The 16817-nt window shown below is 63.3% G+C and carries 17 protein-coding genes; 10 read left to right on the top strand and 7 right to left on the bottom strand.

Going from position 1 to position 16817, the window contains the following annotated elements:
- The first annotated feature begins 145 nt into the window (after nt 1–145).
- Entirely contained in the window at nt 146–769 is a 624-nt protein-coding gene (gene coq7, locus ABW22_RS00410) for a 2-polyprenyl-3-methyl-6-methoxy-1,4-benzoquinone monooxygenase (RefSeq protein WP_059750815.1), read from the top strand.
- A 348-nt stretch (nt 770–1117) separates the two neighbouring features.
- On the opposite strand, the gene ABW22_RS00405 is transcribed toward coq7, so the two are convergent.
- The 3 genes from ABW22_RS00405 to hflX form a co-directional block, all read right to left on the bottom strand.
- On the bottom strand, nt 1118–1513 hold the full coding sequence (locus ABW22_RS00405) for a PIN domain-containing protein (protein WP_059750813.1): 396 nt from the start codon (nt 1511–1513) through the stop codon (nt 1118–1120).
- A complete protein-coding gene (locus ABW22_RS00400) occupies nt 1510–1752 on the bottom strand; it encodes an AbrB/MazE/SpoVT family DNA-binding domain-containing protein (protein WP_059750812.1) in 243 nt (80 codons plus the stop codon). Before ABW22_RS00400 ends, ABW22_RS00405 begins: the two co-directional genes overlap by 4 nt.
- Nucleotides 1753–2050: 298 nt before the next feature.
- Nucleotides 2051–3442, bottom strand: a complete 1392-nt coding sequence (gene hflX, locus ABW22_RS00395; RefSeq protein WP_059750810.1) for a GTPase HflX — start codon at nt 3440–3442, stop codon at nt 2051–2053.
- Nucleotides 3443–3754: 312 nt separating this feature from the next.
- On the opposite strand from hflX, the gene glpK reads away from it, so the two are divergent.
- From glpK to ABW22_RS00370, 6 genes are all read left to right on the top strand, one after another.
- Entirely contained in the window at nt 3755–5242 is a 1488-nt protein-coding gene (gene glpK, locus ABW22_RS00390; protein WP_059750979.1) for a glycerol kinase GlpK, read from the top strand.
- A gap of 577 nt (nt 5243–5819) precedes the next feature.
- Nucleotides 5820–7448: a glycerol-3-phosphate dehydrogenase/oxidase gene (locus tag ABW22_RS00385; protein ID WP_082708328.1), complete on the top strand. Its 1629-nt coding sequence runs from the start codon at nt 5820–5822 to the stop codon at nt 7446–7448.
- A gap of 248 nt (nt 7449–7696) precedes the next feature.
- Nucleotides 7697–7825 carry a hypothetical protein gene (locus ABW22_RS18210; protein WP_269083881.1) on the top strand — a complete coding sequence of 43 codons (129 nt, stop codon included), beginning with the start codon at nt 7697–7699 and terminating at the stop codon, nt 7823–7825.
- 124 nt (nt 7826–7949) lie between these two features.
- Complete coding sequence (locus ABW22_RS00380; RefSeq protein ID WP_059750978.1) at nt 7950–8741, top strand: Mut7-C RNAse domain-containing protein; 792 nt, start codon at nt 7950–7952, stop codon at nt 8739–8741.
- Between the two features lie 10 nt (nt 8742–8751).
- Nucleotides 8752–9246, top strand: coding sequence for a c-type cytochrome (locus ABW22_RS00375; RefSeq protein ID WP_059750808.1), 495 nt, complete (start codon nt 8752–8754; stop codon nt 9244–9246).
- A gap of 83 nt (nt 9247–9329) precedes the next feature.
- Entirely contained in the window at nt 9330–9725 is a 396-nt protein-coding gene (locus ABW22_RS00370) for a DUF302 domain-containing protein (RefSeq protein WP_059750807.1), read from the top strand.
- A 68-nt stretch (nt 9726–9793) separates the two neighbouring features.
- Here ABW22_RS00370 and ABW22_RS17105 read toward each other — a convergent pair whose 3' ends face one another.
- Nucleotides 9794–9928, bottom strand: coding sequence for a DUF2288 family protein (locus ABW22_RS17105; RefSeq protein ID WP_157648485.1), 135 nt, complete (start codon nt 9926–9928; stop codon nt 9794–9796).
- A 249-nt stretch (nt 9929–10177) separates the two neighbouring features.
- Between ABW22_RS17105 and ABW22_RS00365 the strand changes: the two genes are divergently transcribed.
- From ABW22_RS00365 to ABW22_RS16580, 3 genes are all read left to right on the top strand, one after another.
- Nucleotides 10178–11758, top strand: a complete 1581-nt coding sequence (locus tag ABW22_RS00365; RefSeq protein WP_059750805.1) for an alkaline phosphatase — start codon at nt 10178–10180, stop codon at nt 11756–11758.
- Between the two features lie 152 nt (nt 11759–11910).
- On the top strand, nt 11911–12627 hold the full coding sequence (locus tag ABW22_RS00360) for a hypothetical protein (protein ID WP_059750803.1): 717 nt from the start codon (nt 11911–11913) through the stop codon (nt 12625–12627).
- Nucleotides 12628–12680: 53 nt separating this feature from the next.
- Complete coding sequence (locus ABW22_RS16580; RefSeq protein ID WP_330218731.1) at nt 12681–12848, top strand: DUF302 domain-containing protein; 168 nt, start codon at nt 12681–12683, stop codon at nt 12846–12848.
- Nucleotides 12849–13073: 225 nt separating this feature from the next.
- On the opposite strand, the gene ABW22_RS00355 is transcribed toward ABW22_RS16580, so the two are convergent.
- From ABW22_RS00355 to ABW22_RS18200, 3 genes are all read right to left on the bottom strand, one after another.
- A complete protein-coding gene (locus tag ABW22_RS00355; protein WP_269083883.1) occupies nt 13074–15458 on the bottom strand; it encodes a phosphoketolase in 2385 nt (794 codons plus the stop codon).
- A gap of 100 nt (nt 15459–15558) precedes the next feature.
- Complete coding sequence (locus tag ABW22_RS18205; RefSeq protein WP_269083880.1) at nt 15559–16227, bottom strand: hypothetical protein; 669 nt, start codon at nt 16225–16227, stop codon at nt 15559–15561.
- Nucleotides 16175–16807, bottom strand: coding sequence for a hypothetical protein (locus ABW22_RS18200; RefSeq protein WP_269083879.1), 633 nt, complete (start codon nt 16805–16807; stop codon nt 16175–16177). The genes ABW22_RS18205 and ABW22_RS18200 overlap by 53 nt, the downstream gene beginning before the upstream one ends.
- Between the last annotated feature and the right edge of the window lie 10 nt (nt 16808–16817).

Raw genomic sequence — 16817 nt, 5'->3', positions numbered from 1 at the left:
GACCCATGCCCGTCATTGCGAGGCACAGCCGAAGCAATCCAGTTACGCACGTTCGCACAGGCTGGATTGCCGCGTCGCTACGCTCCTCGCAACGACAGACCATGGATTGCCTGTGTGGCACTCTAAATAACGAAAGACCGACACCATGAATCGACTCGACCAGCTGATCACCACTTTCGATCTGGGCCTGCGCACCGTCTTCGCCACCCCGCACGCCGGCCGCCCCTATCCCGGCACCGGGCCGGAAGCAGAGCTGAGCGAAGCCGAACGCGCCCAGGCCGCCGCGCTGATGCGCGTCAACCACGTCGGCGAAGTCTGCGCGCAGGCGCTGTATGCCGGCCAGGCGCTCACCGCGAAGAATGAAACCGTGCGCGCCGAACTCGAACAGGCCGCGCGCGAGGAAACCGACCACCTCGCCTGGTGCGAAACCCGCATCAACGAACTCGGCGGCCGCAAGAGCCTGCTCAATCCGCTGTGGTTCGGCGGCGCCTTCGGCATGGGCGTCGTCGCCGGGATGCTGGGCGACAAATGGAATCTCGGCTTTCTCGCTGAAACCGAACGTCAGGTCGAAGCGCATCTCGACGGCCACCTGCAAAAATTGCCGGAAGCCGACGCCAGGAGCCGCGCCGTGGTCGAGCAGATGAAGATCGACGAAGCCCAGCACGCGCAAACCGCAGTCGACCACGGCGGTGCGCCGCTGCCGCCGCCGGTGAAATGGGCGATGCGCTTTGCGGCGAATGTGATGCGGCAGACGGCTAGCCGGATTTGATGCTGGTGAATGGGAACTGCTTGAAGCGTTAGAGCAATATTTGTCCTGCCGCTTACGGCACGACAGGTTTATCTACGGGTTAGGCATCACCTTCAATTGGGATATCTACACCGTCATGCGATCGACTTCATCGCGCCTGGCCGAGCTGCTCACGCAGGCTGTTCAAGGCCACCTGTTCGCCGCGCATAATTTAAAGTGGCCAGGCTCACATTATTCTCATCACCCAGAATCATAACCCCAGCCCTCCTCGCCCCGCACCGTGCGCAGGGGATACGTCGCGTTGCAACGCGGCCTGCCGCGCAGCCTGGCTTCCCGCCTTTGTCCGGTCGCCGACCATGTTGCATCCGGTTAACCGATCAACCGCATGCCGCCGTCAATCGCGGCATTGCGGTCGAAGGTTGCCGTGTGGCTGCATCCGGCTTCGGCGGCTGACCGTTCGATCAGGCAGTCGGCAAAGTCGGCTTTGCCGTCCTTGAATAAGCGTATCGCCTTCCAAACGGTGTCGGACTGCGCCACGACAATTTCCCGGGTGCGCAGCAGCGTTTCCAGTACGTCGCAAACCTCTTTTTTCGTGGAGGCGTAGCACCCGGTCAACACCCACACCAACTCAACAACGGATACGACGCCTACATAGCCTGGCGCGTCCGTCGTCAGGGACTCGATCAGCTTGGTTGCCTTTGCTGACTGTTTCGGGTCGTCCTGTGCGATGTAGCGGACGAGGACGTTGGTATCCAGGCCAATCATCGTGCCTTTGCCCCTTGGGCCGCGATCGCCTTGTTCATGTCCTCGACCGTTACCGGCGAGGCGGGCTTGCGTACAAGCCCCTTGAGCGCCGTGACCGGGCTCGTTGCAGGCACCAGCTCGAAGCGCCCCGGCTCAACCTGGACAAACTCGACGCGATCCCCGGCTTCAACGCCGAGCGCGGCCCGTACAGCGGCGGGAATGGTGATCTGCCCTTTGGTGGTCATGGTTGCGGTTGACATAGCGCCCTCCTTTTTATGTGTCCTTACTTTATTGTAAGGAAGATGAGGCGTCAAGCGAGGCCTGTCACAAGGTCTGGCCGAGAGGGGGTTTAGCCCGCGTAGGTTGGGCTGAATGGAATGAAACCCAACGTGCAAACCCTCTTGCGTGCGCCGACAATCGCCAAAGACGTTGGGCTTTGTAGCCCAACCTACATGATCTGCATCAAATCGCCCCATTGCTTCGGTCTTCTCACAGAGAAGCGAACCGACCTGGCGTCCTTCCCAGGAGCAACTGGGGGCTATAAGTGATCCGACTTCATCACGCTTGGCCCAACTGCTCGCGCAGGCTGTTCAAGGTTTCCTGCTCGCCGCGGACGCGGAAGAACGCACCTTCCTCGTCGGCGCGCTCGTCCAGCACCTCGCAGCGCGCGAATATTTCCCCGCGCAGTTGCTGGGCAGACCAGGGCAGAAAAAGCTCGGCCTCGACGAGATCCTGCTGGAAAAACGCAACGATCGCCTTGTGCAGTTTCGCGACGTCGTCGGGGCGGCGCGCGCTCATCACGATGCAACCGGGGTATTCGGCGCGCAGCGCGGCTTCGCGTTCGGCTTGCGCCGCGGCGTCGCCGACGTGGTCGATCTTGTTGAAGATGCGGAAGCGCGGCACGTCCTGCGCATCGATCTCTTTCAGGACTTCTTCGGTGGTTTCGATCTGCCGCTCAAAGCCGGGATCGCTCGCGTCGATGACGTGGAGCAGCAGCGACGCATCAAGCGCCTCTTCGAGCGTTGACTTGAACGACGCGACCAGCCCGTGAGGCAGGTTCTTGATGAAGCCGACGGTGTCGCTGACCAGGACGCGCGGGATGCTTTCGGGGTGAAGGCTGCGCACGGTGGTGTCGAGCGTAGCGAAGAGTTTGTTGGCGACCAGCACCTCGCTTCCCGTGAGTGCGCGCATCAGGGTGGATTTGCCCGCGTTGGTGTAGCCGACGAGCGCCACGCTGGCGAGCCCCTGGTGCGCCTGACGCCGGGCGCGCTGCGTCTTGCGCTCGACGTCCATCGCAGTGATCTCCTTCTGCAGTTCGGCGATGCGGTCGCGGATCTTGCGCTTGTCCAGCTCGGTGTGCGACTCGCCGGCGCCGCGGCCGCCGACGCCGCTGCGCTGCCGCCCCTGCGGCCCCGCGAGCTTTGCCGCCTCGCGCAGGCGCGGCGCCAGGTAGCCCAGGCGCGCGATCTCGACCTGCGCGCGCGCGGCGGGGGAGCGTGCATTGCGGTGGAAGATTTCGAGGATAACCATGGTGCGATCCATCACCTGGCAGCCGACCTCTTTTTCAAGGTGGCGCGCCTGCGACGGGGAAATTTCGTGGTCGACGAAGATGACGTCGATCGGGTCGGGCGAGACATCGTCGACCAACCCCTCGACGAACGTGGAAAGTCGATGCAGGGAATTCTGCGGCGCGTGGTCGGACTCGGTTTCGTCGCCCGCTTCGCTGTTGACGAAGCGGCGGATCTCCTGCCGTTTCCCCACGCCCAGATACGCTGTCGAGTCGAAGCCGGACCGTTTTTGCGTGAAAGTGCGGGTAACCGTGAACCCCAGTGTCTTTGCCAGCTCGCGCAGCTCGGTCAGCGACGCCTCGAACTCGACGTCGTTCACGCCCGGCAACTGCACCGCCGCCACGACGGCGTACTGGGGCTTTTCTTTGACTTCGTTTTGCATTCGGCGTTTGCTTCTGTTGAGTAGGTTAAGCCGGATAGTATCAATTGCAGGATAGCTCAGGCAGTCGGCACCAAGGGGCCTGAAGCGATTACGCTGCACGCCTGATAAGGCCGTGCCCGTGGCCTGGCAACCGGGGTGATGGCAAAACCCCACGTGTTAGCATGACCTCAAGACGACTGTTGCCACGCAGCGGCATATCCACGGGTCTCCGCAGACGCTAAATCAATCGGAACTTGCCTGAAGTCACGGTAAGCACACGCACATTGCTTGATTGAAATCAGGGTCGCTCACGGCTCACAACCGGAGATGAACATGAAATACGTGCTCGCTCTCGACCAGGGCACCACCAGTTCGCGCGCGATCGTGTTTGATCACGCAGGGCAGATCAAATCCATCGCGCAAAAAGAGTTTCGGCAGATATTCCCGCAGCTGGGTTGGGTCGAACACGACCCCAACGAGATCTGGTCGTCGCAGATCGGTGTCGCCGCCGAGGCGATCACCCGCGCCGGTCTGTCGGGGCGCGACATCGCCGCCATCGGCATCACCAACCAGCGCGAGACCACAGTGGTGTGGGACCGCCGCAGCGGGCAGCCGGTGTACAACGCCATCGTGTGGCAGGACCGGCGCACCGCGGGCCTGTGCGACGAACTGCGCGCGGCGGGCCATGAAGCGCTGTTCCAGCGCAAGACGGGCCTGGTGCTCGATGCCTACCTGGCGGGCACCAAGCTGCGCTGGATCCTCGACAACGTGCCCGATGCGCGGCGCCGCGCCGAGGCGGGCGAACTGGCGTTCGGCACCATCGACTGCTGGCTGTTGTGGAAGCTCAGCGGCGGGGCGCTGCACGCCACCGACGCGACCAACGCGTCGCGCACGCTGCTGTTCGACATCACGCAGCAGGCGTGGGACGACGAACTGCTGGAGATCATGCAGGTCCCGCGCGCGATGCTGCCCGAGGTGCGCGACTCCAGCGCCGTGTATGGCGACACCGACCTGTTGGGCGGCGGGCGCATCCCGATCGCGGGGGTGGCGGGCGACCAGCACGCCGCCCTGCTCGGCCAGGCCTGCACCCAGCGCGGCATGGTCAAGAACACTTACGGCACCGGCTGCTTCATGCTGATGAACACCGGCGACACGCCGATTCCGTCGCAGAACCGCCTGATCACCACCACGGCGTGGCGCATCGCGGGGCGCCCGAGCTATGCCCTGGAAGGCAGCATTTTCATCGCCGGCGCGGTGGTGCAATGGCTGCGCGACGGGCTGGGCATCATTAGTAGCTCGTCCGAGGTGGAAAGCCTGGCGGCGAGCGTGCCGGACAACGGCGGGGTCTATCTGGTGCCTGCGTTTGTGGGCCTCGGCGCACCGCACTGGGACCCGTATGCGCGCGGTGCCATCCACGGCATCACGCGCGGCACCACTTCGGGCCATCTGGCGCGCGCCGCGCTGGAGTCCATCGCCTACCAGGTGACCGACCTCATCGGCGCGATGCAAGGCGACGCCGGCCTCACGCTGAACGAACTGCGCGTGGACGGCGGCGCCACCGCCAATGACACGCTGATGCAGTTCCAGGCCGACCTGCTGGGGGTGCCGGTGCTGCGCCCCAAGGTGACCGAAACCACCGCACTGGGGGCCGCCTATCTTGCCGGCCTGGCGGTGGGTTACTGGAGCGGTCTGGATGAAATCGCTGCGCAATGGCAGGTGGAGCGTGTGTTCGAGCCCGCCATGGGACGCGACCAGGTCGACGCCCTGCGCGGCGGCTGGGACCGCGCGGTGGGACGCTCCAAGGGCTGGACGCAGCCATGACAGGACAAATCAATAAACCTGAATTCCTCACCACAGAGGCACAGAGATATGTCCCGCAGGGACGGTATCCCTTGGGGCACAGAGGAAAAACAAGGCGCTTTCATCGTTATTTGTTGGTGTTGGCCAGCGCTGTGGGAAGGGCGCCCTCGCCCCGATTTGCGCACCGTCGCAACCGCCACGGCATCGGCCCGGGGGCGGGCGTGCGTGGTTGTTGCCGACGCGTCGGCTTTTACAACCACGGCCTCCTCCTTGCGGGGGCTCCTACAACACACCGCCCTGGCGGCGAGGCCTTGTCGCCTTTGCGCCTTGCGGCGCATCGAGGCTGAAGCCGTTCCTACGGCGGCGCCTGCGGGATGCCAAAGGACAGGGGCTTCATCAGGGGGCAAGACATGACCTCAACAACCAACAGTGACATAGCCGAAAACAATGGGTTGTCGTGGACTGATGCCACACTCTTTGGGCGAATACCCGTCCACAGACAAGCTATTGTTTTCTCGCCTTTTTCTGTGTCCCAAGGGATACCGTCCCTGCGGGACATATCTCTGTGCCTCTGTGGTTCCAACTGAGGTTATCCAGAATGAATAGAGACGAGGCAATCGAGCGCCTGAACGCCCGGCGCACCCCCTGGGACATGATCGTGATCGGCGGCGGCGCCACCGGCCTGGGCGTCGCACTCGACGCCGCCACGCGCGGCTACGCCACGCTGCTGCTGGAACGCGACGACTTCGCCCAGGCCACCTCCAGCCGCAGCACCAAGCTGCTGCACGGCGGGGTGCGCTATCTGCGCCAGGGCAACCTGAAACTGGTGATGGGCGCGCTGCGCGAGCGCGGGCGCGTGCTGGCCAACGCCCCGCACCTGGCCAGCGAGCAGCCCTTCATCATCCCCACCTACAAGCGCGGCGAAAGCCTGTACTACGGCTTTGGCCTGGGGGTCTACGAACGCCTGGCCGGGCGCGCCAGCCTGGGGCGCTCGCGCCGGCTCGACGCGGCCGAAACCTGCCGCGAGCTGCCGGGGCTGCGCAGCGATAATCTGCGCGGCGGCGTGCTGTATCACGACGGCCAGTTCGACGACGCCCGCCTCGCGGTCAGCCTGGCCGCCAGCGCCTGGGACCATGGCGCCACCTTGATTAACTATTGCCAGGTGGCAGGACTGCTGCGCGCCGGCGGCGCGGGCGCGCCGGTGAGCGGGGTGGTGGCGCGCGACCGCGAAACCGGCGCGGAACACGAGATTGCCGCGCGCGTGGTGGTCAACGCCACCGGGGTGTTCTGCGACTCGATCCGGCGCATGGCCGAACCCGGAACCGCCGCCTGGGTGGCGCCCAGCCAGGGCGTGCACATCGTGCTGGATCGGCGCTTTTTGCCCGGCCGCAACGCGCTCATGGTGCCGAAGACCGACGACGGCCGCGTGCTGTTCATCATTCCCTGGCAGGACCGGCTGCTGGTCGGCACCACTGACACGCCGGTCGAGGACGCCGAGGCCGAGTCGCGCGCGCAACCGGCGGAGATCGATTTCCTGCTCGAACACGCCGGGCGCTATCTGCAGGAAGCGCCGCGCCCGCAGGATGTGCTGAGCGTATTCGCCGGACTGCGCCCGCTGGTGCGCGCCGGCAGCGGGCGCGCGACCGCCGCGCTGGCGCGCGACCATCTGCTGCGCGAGGAGTCCGGCCTGGTCAGCATCACCGGCGGCAAGTGGACGACCTATCGCGAAATGGCCGAGCAGACCGTTGACGTCGCCGCGCGCGTCGCGCAACTGCCCAGCCATCCCTGCCGCACCGCGGACCTGCCCCTGCACGGCGCCACCCCCGACGCCTTGCCGACCCCGCTGCGATCCTACGGCTCGGACGCCGCTGCGGTGCTGGCGCTGGCGGAGACTCGTCCGGAGTGGGCCGCGCGCCTGCATCCGCGGCTGCCCTACATCGGCGCCGAAGTGGTGTGGGCGGCACAGCACGAAATGGCGCGCAGTGTGCAGGATGTGCTCGCGCGGCGCACCCGCGCGTTGCTGCTCGACGCGCGTGCCAGCATCGAGGCTGCGCCCCGGGTGGCGGCCTTGCTGGCCGGGGCATTGGGCCGTGACGCCGCCTGGCAGACGCGCGAGGTGGCGGCGTTTACCGAGTTCGCCCTCGGCCATCTGACGCACGAGGCCCTGGCGGCGGATTTTCCGCAGACGCCGGCGGTGCGCGCACAGATCAAGCGCCACACGAAGTAGGGGGCTGGTGCTGCATGGCAACGTCACCGACGCGAGTTGATGTCACGGCTGCCCGCGCAAGGCCGGCACCGCTTTTCCGACCAGGAGAAAGGTCGGCGATACGGACGACCGTCAGACGGGTTGTTCGTTCACGATCGGGCCTGAATATAAAGCTACGCATTCTCGCGTAAGGGTCTATGATCATTTTGTGTTGCGTTTGCTTCTGCAAACCCAGCCGTATTTCTGAAGTCGTTGCAAGGAGAATCCCCATGGCTAAAGGCCAGGTACGTGGAAACAAGGAAGCAAAAAAACCCAAGAAGCCGAAGCAGGTTGTTGTTCCGGTCGGATCGTTCATTACCCCTCCCAAAGCAGACAAGCCGACAAAAGGCCAACACTGATTTTTGCTGGAGCCCCAGGCAAACGCCACCGTCGAGGTGGCGTTTGCACGTCCGGGGCCAATGTCGCAGCCGGCCTGCAGCGCCCGGGTTTTCCGGACGGATTTTATTGGCGACAATGGCCAGCATGGTTACCGCCACCTTCCGCTTTTATGAAGAACTGAACGACTTCCTCGCGCCGGTCCGGCGCAAGCGGGAATTCACCGTGCCGTGCGCGCGGGCGGCGACCACCAAGCACATGATCGAGGCGCTCGGCGTGCCGCACACCGAGGTGGAATTGATCCTGGTCAACGGCGAGTCGGTGGACTTCAACCGGCAGCTCGAGGACGGCGACCGGGTGGCGGTGTATCCCCGCTTCGTGGCGATGGATGTCACGCCCTTGCTGCGGCTGCGCGAGAAGCCCTTGCGCGAGCTGCGCTTCGTGGCCGATGCGCACTTGGGCGGACTCGCCCACATGCTGCGCATGCTGGGGTTCGACACCCTGTACGACAATCACTTTCAAGACGACGCCATCGTGGCGATTGCCGAGCAGGATGGCCGCATCGTGCTGACGCGCGACCGCGAGTTGCTGAAGCGCCGCCCGGTCACGCATGGCTGCTATGTGCATGCGCTGAAATCGGAGGCGCAACTGCGCGAGATCGTCGAGCGGCTCGACCTGGCGCGTAGCGCGCGGCCGTTCACGTTGTGCCTGCATTGCAATACGCTGCTGCACCCGGTCGACAAGGCCAGCGTGCTGGATCGACTGCCGCCCAGGGTGCAGGTGCTCTATGAGCATTTCAGCACCTGCGATGCGTGCGGGCGGGTGTACTGGGAAGGCTCGCACTGGCGCAACATGCGTCGTCTGCTGGACGAGCTGGTGTGCCCAACGAACAAACAGGCGGAACCGAATGAGCCACGCCATGGTCATCCCGCTTCATGAAAGGATTTGAATGAAAAAAACTTACACTTCCATCCTGGCCGTTTTGTTGGCGGGGCTGCTAGTGAGCGCTTGCGATAAAGCGCCCGAACCCACTGTGGGCCAGTCGCCATTAGTTGAAGATAACAGCGCCGATGCCGCTCCACTGGACCGCAATCTGGACACGTCTCAGATCGCGCGAGGCCGCGCCATATATGAAAAGAACTGTTTGGAATGTCATGGTGCCGATGGCAAGGGGCAGCCCGGCGACTGGCGCATCCGCGATGCTGAAGGCAAGTATCCGCCGCCGCCGCTGGACGACAGTGCCCACGCTTGGCATCACCCCACTGCGGTGTTGATGGAGGCCATTCGCGATGGCAGCCCGGGGGGCGAGGGCAACATGCCTGCCTGGAAGGGCAAGCTCTCCGAGCAGGAGATGCAGGACACGGTGGTTTATATCAAGTCGCTGTGGACCGACCCGGTGTATCGGCTCTGGATGAAAATGGAGCAACAATCGCTGGAACCTTGAAACTTAAGGGCAGATTTTTACTGCCTGATTAGCCTGGGCGGGTAAAATACCGCCATTGAAATCACCCAATCAGGAGTAAACCCATGAGCGAATACGGATTTGACACCAAGATCAGCGGCCCCTTTAACGAGGCTGTTGATAAAGTGACCAACGCACTGAAAACCGAAGGCTTCGGCGTGCTGACCGACATCGACGTGCAGGCAACCATGAAGGCGAAACTCAACGTCGACGGCCGCCCCTACCGCATCCTCGGCGCCTGCAACCCGCCGCTCGCGCATCAGGCCATCACGGCCGAGCCCGATGTCGGCATGCTGCTGCCTTGCAACGTGGTGGTGCGCGAAGAAGAGGATGGCGGCGTGACGGTGTCTTTCCTCGACCCCGGCATTATGGTGAAGCTGGTGAGCAACACGGCCGTGCATAACGTTGCGAACGAAGCCCGTGCGCGCCTGATGCGGGTGAAGGACAGCCTGGCCGCCTGAGTGGTTTGACGACCCATAAAGAAAGCCCGCTTCGGCGGGCTTTCTTTATGGGTATTTCTCGGGGCGAATCACGATTCCAGTTCCTTCGGCACTTCCTGCACCACTACCCATGGCGCCACCACCACTGCCCAGAACATCGGCTGGCGCGCGTGCCAGTCCTCGGCGTCGTGCAGCTCGGCGAGGGCGATGCGGCCGTTGGTCAGCCGATCCGGGTGGTTTCGAGGTTGAGCTTGGCGCGGGCGTCGGGCCGATGGTTGTGGTGAATGCGATGGGGGATGGAATCAAAACGGGGCGGAGATCCAGGTTGCGTCCCAGCTTGAAAGGGATGCCAACCTCGCTTTCGGCCAGGACCATCTCCGTCGTCATGATGCTGCCACAGTCGCCAAATACAGTTGCATGCGTCCCGACGGTGTCACCCTGACGGCCTCTTCCAAACTCAAGGAGAACTTCACATGCGTCCCTATGCCATCAAGCTGCTTTGCGCCGCCGTAACGGCGACATTCGCCACCGCGGCCGTGCCCGCATTTGCCGCGGAAGACGCGGCGTTCTGGTATCAGGATGGCCAGGCCGCGCTCGCGGAAGCCAAGCGCCTGCATCCCAACATGCGCCGCGCCAAAAACGTGATTTTTTTCGTGGGCGACGGCATGGGCGTGTCGACCGTCACCGCCGCACGCATCCTGGAAGGCCAATTGCAGAACCGCGACGGCGAACGTAATCAACTCGCCTTCGAGCGCCTGCCGTACCTGGCGCTGTCCAAGACTTATTCCGTCAACCAGCAGACGCCCGACTCCGCCCCGACCATGACTGCCATGGTGTCCGGCATCAAGACCAACGACGGCATGTTCGGCATCGCCCCGGCGGTACAGCGTGGCGAAAAAGACGGTGCCGTCATCGACGCCAACAAGGTCGCTTCGTTGCTCCAACTCGCCGAGCGGGCCGGCCGCGCCACCGGCGTGGTCACCACCGCCCGCGTTACCCATGCCACGCCGGGCGCCACCTATGCCCACACTTCCGAGCGCAACTGGGAGCGCGACACCCAGGTGCCGGCCGGCGCGACGGCCAGGGACATTGCGTCCCAGCTGATCGACAATTTCGGCGCCGGCAAAGTCGGCGACGGCATCGAAGTGGTGCTCGGCGGTGGCCGCCGCGAGTTTCTGCCCAACACGCTGAACGACCCGGAAGACGCAGGCGCCAAGGGCCGGCGCGGCGACGGCCGCAATCTGGCCGCCGAATTCGAGAGAAAATTCAATGGCCAGTTCGTCTGGGACAAGGCCGGTTTCGATAATTTCGACCCAGCCTCCGGCAAGCGTCTGCTGGGCCTCTTCGCGCAGTCCCACATGGAGTATGAACACGACCGCGCCAACGATACCGGCGGCGAGCCATCGATTGCGGAAATGACCGGAAAGGCCATCGAAGTCCTCAAGCATAACGACAAAGGCTTCTTCCTGATGGTGGAAGGCGGCCGCATCGACCACGCCCACCACGCCGGCAACGCCTACCGCGCGCTGACCGACACCATTGCGTTGTCGGACGCGGTCAGGAAGGCGATGGAAATGACCGATCCGGAAGACACCCTGATCGTCGTGTCGGCCGACCACAGTCACGTGTTCACCATCGCCGGCTATCCCAAGCGAGGGAACCCCATCCTCGGAAAAGTGGTGACCCCAGGCAAGAACGCACCCGATTACGCCCTGGCGCAGGACGGCAACCCCTACACCACCGTTTCCTATGCGAACGGCCGGGGTTACCACGTCGACGTGCCGGGCGATGATGTCTACGGCGCGCCGGTTGCTGCCGGCCGCGTGGCGGACATGCGCAGCGTGGATACGACCGATCCGGACTTCCATCAGGAAGCCCTGGTGCCGCTCAGCGCCGAGACCCATGCGGGCGAGGATGTCGCGATCTACGCCGGTGGCCCGAAGGCGCACCTGTTCCATGGCACGCGCGAACAGAACTATATTTTCCACGTGATGCAGGACGCATTCCGTGGCAAACACGGTGGCAAAGATGACGGTGCCAATGAACACGACTGATACCGGCACAGGCACGATAGACAGGCCTGACTGATCCTGCAGCCGGGGTGGCGCCAGACGCCACGCCGGCTGAAGCCATTTTTAAAGGCTCTTTAACCGTTAGCTGTTAAAGAGCCTTTTTAAACCACCAATCCAATCATCCGGAAAACGCAATGCGCCACGCGATTTTGCTTCTGCTCCTGTTGTGTTGCGGCCCGGCCCGGGCTGCCGCAGTTTCTCCCACTTTAGCGCCCACCGCCCCGCCGGCGGTTGCCGCCCGTTTCGAAACCACCCATTGCGCGATTCCGTGCAAGAAGCCGATATCGAGGCAATGGCATCTGCTGCGCGACAGCCAGACCATCGAACTGCGCGGGGACGGCGCACCCTTCAGCGAACTGTGGCGGCGTCTCGGCGATGGCCGCGCCGACTATGTCTATGTCATGCACGACGAGCGCCGGGCTATCGAATATTCGCCGGTCGACCTGGTGCTCATCGGACGCCAGCCCGACTGGACACGCATCGGCGCGCTTCTGTCGCCTGCTGATCTGGAACGCCTCAAGCGTGGGGCAGCAGGGCGCCACGCCGGTTTGGCAACCCGCCGCTATACCGGCACCCTGGGACCCGCCAGAATCGATGTCGCGTGGATTCCCAATCTGGCCCTGCCGGCCCGGCTGCAGTACCGCTATCCCGACCAGACCGTCACCATTCGGCTGCTGCGCCGCTACGAAGGCGCTTCCCCCGTGGCGTCCACCACCGCGGGTACGCTGGCCGGATACCAGCTGGTCGATTACGCCGATATTGGCGACATGGAGGAGGATGCGCAGGCCCAGGCATGGATACGCAAGGCCGCGGCCGCGCCCGGCCACCTGCATCAGGGACATGGTCACTGAGTGGGGCGGTGAATCGTCCCGGTTATGGCCGCCGCCCTCGCTGCTGAAGTAGGCTGCTGCCCTGCAACGTCGTCGTGCGCGAAGAGGAAGACGGCAAGGTGACCGTGTCCTTCCTCGATCCCGGCATCATGGTGAAGCTGGTCCCCAACACCGCCGTGCACAACGTCGCGAACGAAGCGCGTGCGCGCCTGCTGCGGGTGAAGGACAGCCTGACCGCCTGAGCGGCTTTAATAGCCAGGGCGTTACTGCGCAAACGACCCATTCGATTTTGCGTCAATGGGTTAGACGCGTTTGAAGGTTGAAAAACGAAAGTATTCAAGGTGTGCGCCTGCGGGTGCATGCTGAAGGCGGCCGATCGAAAGATCGGTCGCCTTTTTGTGGCCGGTTGAAGCTGTGGCGGGCGAGTCCCCGCAGGACAAAGACACGCAGCGCCATCGCGGTGTCCGTTAGGCTTTCCATTTCCAGTCGCGTATCTCCGGCATGTCTTCACCATGTTTCTCGATGTAGGCCTTGTGATCGAGCAGCTTGTCGCGCAGCAACTGTTTGGCGTAGGCAGCGCGTGAACCCAGGCTCGGCACGCGGTCGATCACATCGCCGGCCAGATGGAAACGGTCGATATCGTTCAATACGGCCATGTCGAACGGGGTGGTGGTGGTGCCGTTTTCCTTGTATCCGCGAACGTGCAACTGTTGATGGTTGGTGCGGCGGTAGGTCAGGCGGTGGATCAACCAGGGATAGCCGTGGAAGGCAAAAATGATGGGCTTGTCCCTGGTGAAGAGGACGTCGAAGTCCTTGTCGGAGATGCCGTGCGGGTGCTCGCTCTGCGGCTGCAGGGCCATCAGGTCGACGACATTGATGACGCGGATCTTCAGGTCCGGAAAATGCTGCCGCAGAATCTTCACCGCAGCCAGTGTCTCCAGCGTCGGCACGTCGCCACAGCAGGCCATGACCACATCGGGATCCCCCCCTTCATCGTTGCTGGCCCATTTCCAGATCCCCAGACCGGCAGTGCAGTGTTTGATCGCCGCATCCATGTCCAGCCATTGCAGTTCCGGCTGCTTACCGGCGACGATGACATTGACGTTATTGTGGCTGCGCAGGCAATGGTCGGTCACCGACAGCAGGGTGTTGGCATCGGGCGGCAGATAGACGCGGATGATCTCGGCCTTCTTGTTCACCACCAGGTCGATGAACCCCGGGTCCTGATGGCTGAAGCCATTGTGATCCTGCCGCCACACGTGCGAAGACAGCAAATAGTTCAACGAGGCAATGGGCCGGCGCCACGGAATGTCGCGCGCCACATCGAGCCACTTGGCGTGCTGGTTGAACATCGAATCGACAATATGGATGAAGGCTTCGTAACACGAGAAAAAGCCATGGCGTCCGGTCAGCAGATAGCCTTCGAGCCAGCCCTGGCACTGGTGCTCGCTCAGCATTTCCATGACCCGGCCATCGGGCGCGACATGTTCGTCGCCGGGAAGAATCTCGGCCGTCGAACAGCGGTTGGTGACCTCGAACAGCGCAGCCCAGCGGTTCGACGCGGTTTCGTCCGGGCTGAAAATGCGGAAGTTGCGTGCTTCGGCATTGAGCTTCATCACGTCGCGCAGGAACTCGCCCTGGGTGCGTGTCGCTTCGGCAATGACTACGCCGGGTTGCGGCACCTTCACCGCATAGTCGCGGAAGTCCGGTATTCTCAGGTCGCGCAGCAGCATGCCGCCATTGGCGTGCGGGTTTGCGCCCATGCGCCGTTCGCCTGTCGGTGCCAGTTCGGCCAGTTCCGCTATCAGGCGGCCATGCTCGTCGAATAATTCTTCTGGCCGGTAGCTTTTCATCCACTGCTCGAGAATCTTCAAATGCTTGGGCGTCTCGACGAAAGCGGTCACCGGCACCTGATGCGCGCGAAAGCTGCCTTCGATCAATTTGCCATCCACGGATTCAGGCCCGGTCCAGCCCTTCGGCGAGCGCAGGATGATCATCGGCCAGCGCGGGCGCTCGCCAAACCCGTTGGCGCGCGCGTCGCGCTGGATGTGCTGGATCTCGGCAACCACGGTATCGAGCGTGGCAGCCATCAATTGATGCATCGCCTCGGGATCGTCGCCCTCGACGAAATACGGCGTGTAGCCATAACCACGAAACAGCGCGTCCAGTTCGTCGCGGGGAATGCGCGCCAGCACGGTGGGGCCGGCGATCTTGTAGCCGTTCAAATGCAGAATGGGCAGCACGGCGCCGTCGTGAACCGGGTTGAGGAATTTGTTCGAGTGCCAGCTGGTCGCCATCGGGCCGGTTTCCGCTTCGCCGTCGCCCACCACGCAGGCCACCAGCAAGTAGGGATTGTCGAACGCTGCGCCATAGGCATGCGACAGGGCATAGCCGAGCTCGCCGCCTTCGTTGATGGAACCCGGCGTTTCCGGTGCGACGTGGCTGGGGATGCCGCCCGGGAAGGAAAATTGGGTGAACAGCTTCTTCATCCCCGGCTCATCCTGCGACACGTTCGGATACACCTCGCTGTACGTGCCCTCCAGATACGTATTGGCCACCAGGCCCGGACCGCCATGTCCGGGACCGGTGACATTGATGATGCTCAGGTCGTATTGCCGGATGATCCGGTTGAGGTGGACATAAATGAAGTTCAGGCCCGGCGTGGTGCCCCAATGCCCCAGCAAGCGCGGCTTGACGTGTTCCAGCTTCAGGGGTTTTTTGAGCAGCGGATTGTCGTACAAATAAATTTGGCCGACCGACAGATAGTTGGCGGCCCGCCAGTAGGCGTCCATCCTGCGCAGAAGATCGGGCGACAAGGACTTGTCCGCAGGCTTGGGAAAACGCTGAACAATTCCGTCATCGCGAGGCGCGGAGCGACGCGGCGATCCAGGGGTCTTTGATTTGGCCGGGACGCTGGATCGCTTCGCTTTGCTCGCAATGACAGCTTTTGGATTAATCGTGGCTTCTTTGGGCGTTTTCGTCTTGCTGACCATGTGGATTTTCCTTTCCCGTTGGGAGGTTTAAAACGCGGCAGACCGATTTCGCGATCATCACTTCCTCATCCGTATGCATGACACGGACTGCGACCCGGCTGCGCGCCGTTGAAATCACGCCCGCATTCGTTGCATTGCGAGCGTCCGCGATCTCGATGCCAAGAAACTGCAGTCCCGCGCAGACTCGCGCACAAACAAGCGGCGCGTTCTCGCCGATGCCGCCCGCGAACACCAGCGTATCCAATCCGCCCAGCGCCGCCGCGAAGGCGCCGATCCATTTCTTGACCTGGTAGCAGAACAGCTCGACCGCTTCGGCGGCGTGCACGTCGGTTGCCTCGTCCCTGATCAGGTCGCGCATGTCGGAGCTGGTTTCCGACACGCCGAGCAGTCCGGATTCGTGATTGATGAGGCGGTTGAACTGTTCGGGTGTCAGATGCTCGCTCTGCATCAAATGCCAGGCCACGCCGGGGTCCAGGTCGCCCGTCCGGGTTCCCATCGGCACACCGCCGGCCGGGGTAAAACCCATGCTGGTATCGATGCTCCGGCCACCGCGCACGGCGGCCAGGCTCGCACCATTACCCAGGTGCGGCAGGATCACCCGGTCCTGGGCCGGCTTGTGTTCCCGCAAGCTGCGCGAGTTCCTGCATCAGGTAAGCATAGGACAAGCCGTGGAAGCCATAGCGCTGGATTTCCGCTGCGTCGAAACGGCGCGGGATCGGCAATAGCCGTGCCACGCGCGGCAAGCTGTGATGAAACGCCGTGTCAAAACAGGCCACCTGGGGCAGATTCGGATAGCGCCTGCGAAACGCCTCGATCAGCTCGATCTCGCGCGGCAGATGATCCGGGTCGTATGAACGGATGCGATGCAGTTCATCCAGCAATGCCTGTGAAACACGCTCGGGCTGGCTATGTTTCATGCCGTGGCCCACGCGGTGGCCCACGCCGCTGACGTGCTTGAAACCGACCTGCCGTTCAAGCCAGTCGAGCAGAAAATCGACAACCAAAGCGTGACCGGCAGCGTCGATGTTGTGGCTTTCCTGCGGGTCCCGGGACGCATCGCTGTAAGTCAGATGCGTTCCGGATGAGCCGATGTGGTCAACGATGCCTGTCAGGCTTCGTTGCATCGGCGGGCCGGTCTGGTACAGCGCAAACTTGATGCTGGACGAGCCGCCGTTGATGGTCAGTACGCTATCCGCCGTTGAGCTCATGTTCCATTCC

It is taken from the genome of Thiobacillus denitrificans (assembly GCF_001530125.1).
Classification (GTDB): domain Bacteria; phylum Pseudomonadota; class Gammaproteobacteria; order Burkholderiales; family Thiobacillaceae; genus Thiobacillus; species Thiobacillus denitrificans_C.
The sequence above is the reverse complement of the archived record's forward strand: the minus strand, read 5'-3'. Positions and strand labels throughout refer to the sequence as shown.